9 protein-coding genes are annotated in these 8,135 nt (G+C 70.4%); 3 read left to right on the top strand and 6 right to left on the bottom strand.

Annotation, left to right across the window (positions count from 1 at the left end; genetic code table 11):
* A partial coding sequence (locus tag GJ634_RS12675) for a putative manganese transporter (RefSeq protein ID WP_231737036.1) occupies positions 1 to 285 on the top strand: 285 nt, incomplete at its 5' end.
* On the opposite strand, the gene GJ634_RS12670 is transcribed toward GJ634_RS12675, so the two are convergent.
* The gene (locus GJ634_RS12670; RefSeq protein WP_157503178.1) at positions 286 to 1,098 is read right to left on the bottom strand and encodes a ZIP family metal transporter; all 813 of its coding nucleotides are present in this window, start codon (positions 1,096 to 1,098) and stop codon (positions 286 to 288) included.
* An 87-nt stretch (positions 1,099 to 1,185) separates the two neighbouring features.
* Between GJ634_RS12670 and surE the strand changes: the two genes are divergently transcribed.
* Positions 1,186 to 1,962, top strand: a complete 777-nt coding sequence (gene surE / locus GJ634_RS12665) for a 5'/3'-nucleotidase SurE (RefSeq protein WP_157503174.1) — start codon at positions 1,186 to 1,188, stop codon at positions 1,960 to 1,962.
* 236 nt (positions 1,963 to 2,198) lie between these two features.
* Here the strand turns inward: surE and GJ634_RS12660 are convergent, their stop codons facing one another.
* The 5 genes from GJ634_RS12660 to GJ634_RS12640 form a co-directional block, all read right to left on the bottom strand.
* Entirely contained in the window at positions 2,199 to 3,845 is a 1,647-nt protein-coding gene (locus GJ634_RS12660; RefSeq protein ID WP_157503172.1) for a tRNA uridine(34) 5-carboxymethylaminomethyl modification radical SAM/GNAT enzyme Elp3, read from the bottom strand.
* A gap of 43 nt (positions 3,846 to 3,888) precedes the next feature.
* Complete coding sequence (locus GJ634_RS12655) at positions 3,889 to 6,000, bottom strand: DHH family phosphoesterase (protein ID WP_157503170.1); 2,112 nt, start codon at positions 5,998 to 6,000, stop codon at positions 3,889 to 3,891.
* 79 nt (positions 6,001 to 6,079) lie between these two features.
* Complete coding sequence (locus GJ634_RS12650; protein WP_331714166.1) at positions 6,080 to 6,343, bottom strand: hypothetical protein; 264 nt, start codon at positions 6,341 to 6,343, stop codon at positions 6,080 to 6,082.
* Between the two features lie 24 nt (positions 6,344 to 6,367).
* Positions 6,368 to 7,006 (bottom strand): YIP1 family protein, encoded by a 639-nt coding sequence (locus GJ634_RS16735; RefSeq protein WP_331714165.1) that lies wholly within the window; start codon positions 7,004 to 7,006, stop codon positions 6,368 to 6,370.
* A gap of 9 nt (positions 7,007 to 7,015) precedes the next feature.
* Positions 7,016 to 7,603, bottom strand: coding sequence for a thymidine kinase (locus tag GJ634_RS12640; RefSeq protein ID WP_157503168.1), 588 nt, complete (start codon positions 7,601 to 7,603; stop codon positions 7,016 to 7,018).
* A 111-nt stretch (positions 7,604 to 7,714) separates the two neighbouring features.
* On the opposite strand from GJ634_RS12640, the gene GJ634_RS12635 reads away from it, so the two are divergent.
* Positions 7,715 to 8,135, top strand: a 421-nt coding sequence (locus GJ634_RS12635) for a universal stress protein (protein ID WP_157503166.1), incomplete at its 3' end; no start/stop codon positions are given.

The following is an 8,135-nucleotide window of genomic DNA, read 5'->3' as shown; positions in this document are numbered from 1 at the left end:
GCCGCCGCCGGCCTGCTCGCACCCGTCGGCGGCGCGCTCCTCGGGCTCATCCCCGGCTGCGCGCCACAGATCGTGCTCGCGACGGCGTACGCCGAGGGAGCGGTCCCGTTCTCCGCGCTCGCCGCGAACGCCATCAGTCAGGACGGCGACGCCCTGTTCCCGCTGCTCGCGGTCGACAAGACCGCCGCCGTCGTCGCGTCCCTCTACACGACGCTGCCCGCGCTCGCCGTCGGCGTCGGCCTCCACCTCGTCTACGGCCCGATGTTCGGCTTCGGCGTCCTGTAGTCACGCCAGGCTCACGTCGAGGTACAGCATCACCACGACGCCGAGCATCAACCCCATCGTCGCCACGCGCTCGTGGCCGTTCGAGTGGGTTTCTGGAACGATTTCGTCGCTGATGACGAACAGCATCCCGCCCGCCGCGAACCCCATCGCGTACGGCAGCAGCGCGCTGGAGACGGTGACCGCCCACGCTCCCAGCAGGACCATCGGAATCTCGACCAAGCCAGCGCGGATGCCGGTGAGCGCCGCGTACGACGTGCGATCGAACCCGGCGTTGACGGCCGCGACGGAGACCGCCAGCCCCTCCGGGATGTTCTGCAGCCCGATGGCGAGCATCAGCGACAGCCCCTCGGCGACGTTCCCGCTCCCGAACCCGACGCCGACCGCCAGCCCCTCCGGCATGTTGTGGATGGTGATGGCGACGATGAACAGCAGCAGCGGCGCCAGGTCAGCCTCCGAGACCGTCTGGTCGCTGCGCTTCCGGCCGGTGATGAGGACGTGGACGTGGGGCACCCAGCGGTCCGCGCGGTCCAACACCAGCACGCCCAGCGCGATGCCCGCGATGACCTCCAAGAGCCCGTTCTGGCCGCCGAGCTCGATGCCCGGCAGGATGAGACTCGTGAAACTCGCCGCCAGCATCACCCCGGCCGCGAACCCCAGCGCCCCGTCGAGCGAGCGCTGAGAGGGGTCCCGCCACACCAGCACGAGCGACGCGCCGAGCAGGTTCAGGCCCGCGATGACGGCCCCCGCGACGAGCGCCTGCACCACGGGGTCGCTACCCGCGACGTCGACGAACCACGTCTCCAGCATACGCAGGCAGTCGCGGGCCGCCCGGTTAAAGCCGGGGCCCGGGCGTCGCCGAGACCGGAACCGATACACCAGCGCGACCAGTAGCGACGCGTAATGACCGAGTCGCTGTCCGTCCTGCTCACCAACGACGACGGCATCGACGCCCCCGGCATCCGCGCGCTCCGCGACCGCCTGGCGGACGCCGGCCACGACGTCACCGTCGTCGCGCCAGCCGCCGAACAGTCCGGCACCGGCCAGACCCGGACGTTCGAGACCCTCGACTACGACGACCGCGAGGACGGCTACGCCGTCCACGGCACGCCCGCGGACTGCGTCGCCGTCGCCGTCGCCGCCCTCGACTTCACGCCGGACGTCGTCGTCTCCGGCTGCAACGACGGCCCGAACCTCGGCGCGCACATCCTCGCGCGCTCCGGCACGGTCGGCGCCGCCATGGAGGCCTCCTTCCTCGGCCTCCCCGCCGTCGCCGTCTCCATGTACGACTGGGAGTTCGACCCCGCCGGCGACTGGGAGCCCACCTACGACCAGTTCCACACCTCCGCCGACGCCGTCGCCGACATCCTCCCCGACTTCGTCGCCGGCAACGTCCTGCCCACCGCGGACTACCTCTCCATCAACGCCCCCGCGACCGAGTACGCCGACGACCCCGTCAAGCGCGTCACCCGCCCCACCGAGGAGTACGAACTCCGCGCGGAGTTCACCGAAGCCGGCGTCGACGTCGAGGACCGCTTCTGGCACGAGTTCCTCGACCGCGACGTCCCCGACCCCGCCGGCACCGACCGCCACGCCTGCGTCGACAACGAAATCAGCGTCTCCCCGCTCACGGTCCCGCACTCCGTCGCCGACGGCGCGACGCCCGGCGGGCTCCTCTGACGGCGCTTTTGCGCTGCGGGCGCCTTCGGCAAAACCGACACCAAAAGCACTCCTCCTCCGTGGTTCGAGAGCTTCGCTCTCGCGGATGCTCGCTGCTATTGGCTGCGTAGGTTCAAGTACCAAAACGGAACCAACCCCGCGCGTGACCTGAGTTCCGCCGCGGGGCGCTCCGAGCCGAGCAATCGGTACGGCGAGCGCGGCACACGTCCCGCGAGACAATCGCCGCCTGAGAGCCCCTAGAGGCGCTTGCTGACGTACGGGCCGTCCTGGTGGTAGCCCAGCTGCTGCTTGTAGTACTGGCGCGCGCCGATGCCGGAGATGACGCTGAGCTTCCCGAAGCCGGCGTCGGCGGCCATCTCCTCGGCGCGCTCCATCAGGCGCTGGCCGTAGCCCCGGTGCTGGTGCTGGCCGTCGGCGGTGTCGTCGCCGACGCCGACCTCGCTGCCGTAGACGTGGAGTTCGCGGAGCAGCGCCGCGTCCTCCAGTTCGTCCCGGACGGGGTCGTTCGGGAAGCGCAGGCGCGCGAACCCGACGAGGAGGTCCCGCTCGAAGTCCTCGAAGCTGATGAAGTGCTCCGTGCCGCCCGCGACGTCGTAGGTCATCACGTCGAGTTCGACGTCCTCGGCGTCCTCGTCGTTCATCCCGGCCTCCCGGCAGCGGATGCACTCGCAGGTGTAGCCGTGCTCGTCCATCTCCTCCCAGGCGAGCTGGCGGAGGTTCGACTTCCAGACGCCGGCGTCGATGTGGTCCGCGGGGATGTCCCGCTGGACGCGCTGCAGGCGGGTGTACCGCGGAATCATGTCCATGATTTCCGCGATGAGTTCGGCGGCCTCCTCGTTCTGCAGCGGCTCGAACTCCTCGTTGCGCCACATGTCGTACGTGACGGTGTCCCGGACGACCAGCGTCGGGTAGATCTTGAGGTAGTCGGGCTTCCACTCCTCCTGCTCGAAGAGCCGCCGGAAGTCCTCGAGGCACATCTCCTTGCTCATGCCCGGCTGGCCCGGCATCATGTGGAAGCCGACCTTGAACGCGGCGTCCCGCAGCCGCCGGTTCGCGTCGATGGACGCCTGCACGCCGTGCCCGCGGTGCATCTCCCGGTTGATGCGCTCGTAAGTCGTCTGCACGCCGACCTCGACTTTCGTGCCGCCGAGGTCGAGCATGCGGTCGACCTGCTCGGGGTCACACCAGTCCGGCTTCGTCTCGAACGTCGTCCCGATGTTCCGGATGTCCCCGAACTCGTTCTCGGCGATGACGTCCTCCAGGTACGAGAAGTCGTACTCCTCGGGGTCCTGGGCGAACGACTCGGTCTCCGATGGGTTCGGCTCCTGGTCTGGGTCGAAGTCGTTCAGCGCTTCGAGCGCGCGCTTCACGAACCACTCCTGGTAGTCGTGGCTGCGCGCGGTCATCGTTCCGCCCATCAGGATGAGCTCCACCTTGTCGACGGGGTGCCCGATTTCCCGGAGCTGGTGGAGCCGCAGCGTCACCTGCCCGTAGGGGTCGTAGTCGTTCTGCACGCCGCGAGCGGCCGCCGGCTCGTGGCCCGTGTACGACTGGCTCGACGAGAACTCGCTGGCGGGCCCGCCGGGACAGTACAGGCACTTGCCGTGCGGGCACATGTGCGGACTCGTCATGATGGCGACCGGCGTGACGCCCGAGGCGGTCCGCACGGGCTTGCGCTGGAGGACGTCCTCGAGGTCGTCGCGGCGGTCATCGGGCGCGAAGTCCAGCAGCTCGGAGTGCTTCGGGACCTTCGGAGCGGAGTACTCCGAACACACCTCGAGCTTCGCGCTCTCGACGTCGTCCTTCCCCACGTCACCGTCGAGGATTCGTTCGACGAGCTCCTCGCAGGCGGCCTCGAATGCGGGGTCGGCGTCCGCGCTCATTACTCCGTAGGAGCGCCCGCGAGCGAAAAAGCGTGTCGTTGCGTTACGCGAGCTGGTCGGCGATGGCGTCGACGACTGCGTCGACGACCGCGTCCTTCTCGCCGGAGAGGAACTCGATGCGGCCGTCGCGTGCGCCCCGCGGCTGGACGCCGGCGTCGGGGAGCTCGTCGGCGACCGTCTCGCCGACGGCGTGGACGTCGACCGCGTCGTCGCTGCGGACGCGAATCTCGTCGCCGCTCACGCCGACGAGCACGTCGGCGCGGTCGCGCTGGCGGTAGAGCGCGTCCAGCAGCAGGTCGACCGGCGGGAAGTCGTACTGGTGGGTGTACGCGTCGACGTCCAGCGTCTCGAAGGCGACGCCGTCCTGCCCGCGGATCTCGAGGTGGGGTTCGGCGGTCGAGAGCTCGGTGTCGAGGCGCTCGCGGAACTGCTCGGAGACGTGCGAGATGAGCGAGTCGTCGGCCTCCCCCCAGAGGAGGTCCGAGATGAGCTCGCGCTTGTCCTCGTAGGACTGGTAGAACGCCTCCAGCGCGATGGCGTCCCGGAGGTCCGCGAGCGTCTCCGGGCTGTAGTCGGTCTCTGCGGCGAGGTCGGCGTACGCGGCCGGGGTGTCCGCCCAGTAGGCGACAGCGGGGAGGTGGTAGAGATCCTCGCGGACGTCGCCGTTGACGAGCGCGGCGAGCTGGGAGCCGAGCGCGCCCGTGTTCACGGGCGACTCGCCGGCCTTCGTCGGGCTGACGAGCACGTCGGCGCCCGCGGCTTCCTCTGTGTAGCCGCCGTCGATGGCGACCGTGTCCGCGTCGTAGATGTCCAGCAGGTCGATGGCGTCGGTGGACTCGCTGGTGGAGCCGGCGCCGACGAGCACGAACAGCGGGTGTTTCTCGTCGTGGCGCTCGGCGGCCTCCAGCATCGAGGTGACGTCGCCGGTGGCGTCGTCGATGGTGTAGAAGGCGTCGTCGAGCGGCCGGCGGTCGACGTAGTGGTACTCGGCGTCCTCGCGGGCGTGCTCGTCGCGGATGAGCGGGAGGAGCGCGCGCTCGATGGCGGTGCCGGCGACGTAGCCTTCGACGGTCGCCGTGTGGCGGACGATGACCGGCCGCGCTTCGACGACGGCGCGGCGGATGGCCGTCGCGGCGTCGGCGAGGTCGTCGACGACCGCTTCGACCGCCGGGTCGTCGGCGAGCAGCGCCGTGCTCTCGGGCGCGGCGCGCTCGGTGAGCGCGTCCTCCATGCGGGCTTCGACGGCTTGCGCGTCCGAACCGTCGAGCTCGGTGAGCTCCTCGGTCTCGACCTGTAGTTCGCCGCGGCGGCGCTCGACTTCGCCGACGATGCGGACGACCGCGCCGGCTTCGACGTCGGGGTAGGCGCGCACGCCGGCTTCGACGAACGCGGCGCAGTCGACGGCGCCGGACTCGTCGGCGAGTTCGAACACCGTCGGGCCGCTCGTCTGTCGGGCGTTCGCGACTTCGCCCTCGACCGCGACGCGCTCGCCGACGTGGTCGTCGAGGTCGGCAATCGCCACGCGCTCGAGGTCCTCGTCCTCGCTCTCGGACTCGGTCTCGACGGCTTCGTCGTCGGCCGGTTCGGGCTCGGCCTCCGCAGCTTCGGCCTCGTCGGCTTCGGGCTCGGGTTCTGCCGCTACCTCGGCGTCCGCGGCTTCTTCGTCGCCGTCTTCGGCTTCGTCACCGAACTCGAACTCGGCTTCCGACTCGGCGACCGGCGTGCCGCCGTCGGCGGTGCTTGTCTCGGCGTCTTCCTCCTCGTCGTCCTCGGGGAGTTCGGCGTCCGTCTTCGCGCTCGGGTCGTCGACGAGGTGGCCGCGGAAGTCGCGGTCGTCCTGTCGAATCGACCAGCCGAGGTCGACGTTGTCGTTGTCGTGGACGTCCGTCACCTGGACGTACACCTCGTCGCCGGCGTCCCAGCCGAGCGAGTCGAGGCGACCCGGCACTTCGCTGCGGTGGAGCAGGCCGGTGACGGAGTCACCGATGTCGACGAAGACGCCGAAGTCGGCGAAGCCGTCGATGGTGCCCTCGTAGTAGCGGCCGGGCGTCAGTTCGTCTGGAGAAGTTCCGCGGAACTCGAAAGCGACGTCCTCCTCGTGGGTGTCACAGACACGGCCGTCCGTGGAGGAGCCGCAGATGATACACGTACCCATTTGCTTCGAGAAAGCGGGTGCTGCCGTAAACGATTATCGAAAGCCGCCCGGAGCGCGGGCGCTGTGCGGGTCGCCGCCGTCAGTCGAAGACCGGACTCTCGCCCTCCAGCGCGGCCAAGTCGTCGGCGACGTCGCGGGCGTCCTCGGGGAACAGCGCGACCTGCACCTCGTTGCCGCCGTCGTCCTCGAAGACGAGTTTCACGCGCTTGTCGCCGAACTCGCGGGCTTCGGCGGCTTCGACGTCGAAGAGCTTCGCGTCGGCGGACGTGTTCGACGGGCCGACGTGTTTGACGGCGCCGTCGTCGAGTTCGAACATCAAATCCGAGAAGTTGACGTTGAGCACGCGCCGGAGTTGGGGCCGCGCCCACTAAACTCCGAGCACCGCGGCGGCCTCGACCGACCGCCCGACCCACGGCATGTAGTCGGCGGCCCGCGGGAACAGCGCGGTCGTCGCGGCGAACCAGCCGAACCCGGAGCCGTACGCGAGCGCGCCGGGGGCGAGCGCGGCGACGCAGGCGCGCGCGAACGACGTGCTGTGGACCGTGCGAGTCCCGAGCACGAGCAGCGCGAACGCCCAGAGCCCGCAGACGAACGTGACCGCGGGGACGCCGACGCCGACGAACGCGCAGGGCGCGCTGGCGTACGCGAGCACCTGCACCGTCTCGCTGACGCCGCCGCGGTCGGGGGCGACGGCGGCGAGCGCGAGCGTCTCGACGGCCGACAGCGCGTGGAGCGCGGCGGGCGCGACCAGCAGGACGGCGAGCGCGAGCGTGAGGCCGGCGGCGACCCACGTCGCGCCGGGAACGCCAGCGCGCGGTCGGGGTTCCGGAGCAGGCGCGTGCCCTGCACGGCGAGCACGACCGCCATCGCGAACACCAGCCCGGGGGCTTGGTCGCCCGGCGAGACGGCCTCCTCGAAGAACGTCGTCGGGTTCGCGAGCACCTGCGTGAACGCCTTCGCGAGGCCGACGACCCCGCGCTCGCGGCCGCCCTCCGGTTCGACCCACGTTGTCATCTCAGTCCCGTTCGACGACGTGGCAGTTCCGGCACCGTGCCTCGTAGGACTCCTCCGCGCCGACCATGATGGTGGGGTCGTCGTAGTGGGCGGGCTCGCCCTCGATGAGCCGCTGGTTCCGTGTCGCGGGCTCGCCGCACTGCGTGCAGATGGCCTGGAACTTCTCGACGTACTCCGCGACCGCCATCAGCTGCGGGATGGGGTCGAAGGGCTCCCCGCGGAACGTCTGGTCGGTGCCGGAGACGACGACCCGGCGGCCGTCGCTGGCGAGGCTCTGGCAGACCTCGACGAGTTCGCCGGGGAAGAAGTTCGCCTCGTCGACGGCGACGACCTCCTCGCCGTTGAGGTGGCTGGGAATCTTCGAGACGCCCTCCGCAGTGGTGTCGACGACCGTCGCCTCCCACGTCCGGCCCGCGTGCGAGCCGAGCGTCGCCTCCCCGTAGCGGTCGTCGATGGCGGGCGTGAACGCCGCGACCGACTGGCCCGCGATTTCCGCGCGCCGCAGCCGCCGCAGGAGCTCCTCCGTCTTCCCGGAGAACATCGACCCCGTGATGACCTCCACCCACCCGGAGTTCGTGATCGCGTGCATGCTCACAACGGGGGCGGCCGCGGGGCAAAACGCTTGCTCATCTCCCGCGGTGCTCCCGGCGACCGACAACCTACCCGCACCTATTTCGGGCGGGCCGCCCTCCCCTCGCGTATGTACGACGACGTCCTGTTGCCGACCGACGGGAGCGACGCGGCCGACGCGGCTGTCCAGCACGCCATCGAACTCGCGGACCGCTACGGCGCCCGCCTGCACGTCCTCTACGTCGCGGACACCACCGAGTACAGCACCGTCACCTTCGAGGACGCGGTCGTCGACCCGCTCACCGAGGAAGGGGAGAGCGTCGTCGACGGGGTCGTCGAGCAGGCGACCGACCGGAACGTCGACGCCGTCGGCGTCGTGATGAAGGGCGGCGCCTACGAGACCATCCTCCAGTACGTCGAGGACGAGGGCATCGACGCGATCGTCATGGGGACCCACGGCCGCCGCGGGCTGGACCGCGCGCTCCTCGGGAGCGTCACCGAGCGCGTCGTCCGCACCGCCGACGTGCCCGTGCTGACGGTGCGCGCGGACG

It is taken from the genome of Halobacterium sp. CBA1126, from assembly GCF_009741975.1.
Classification (GTDB): domain Archaea; phylum Halobacteriota; class Halobacteria; order Halobacteriales; family Halobacteriaceae; genus Halobacterium.
Note: the sequence above shows the minus strand (reverse complement) of the source record. Positions and strands in the feature narration are given on the sequence as shown.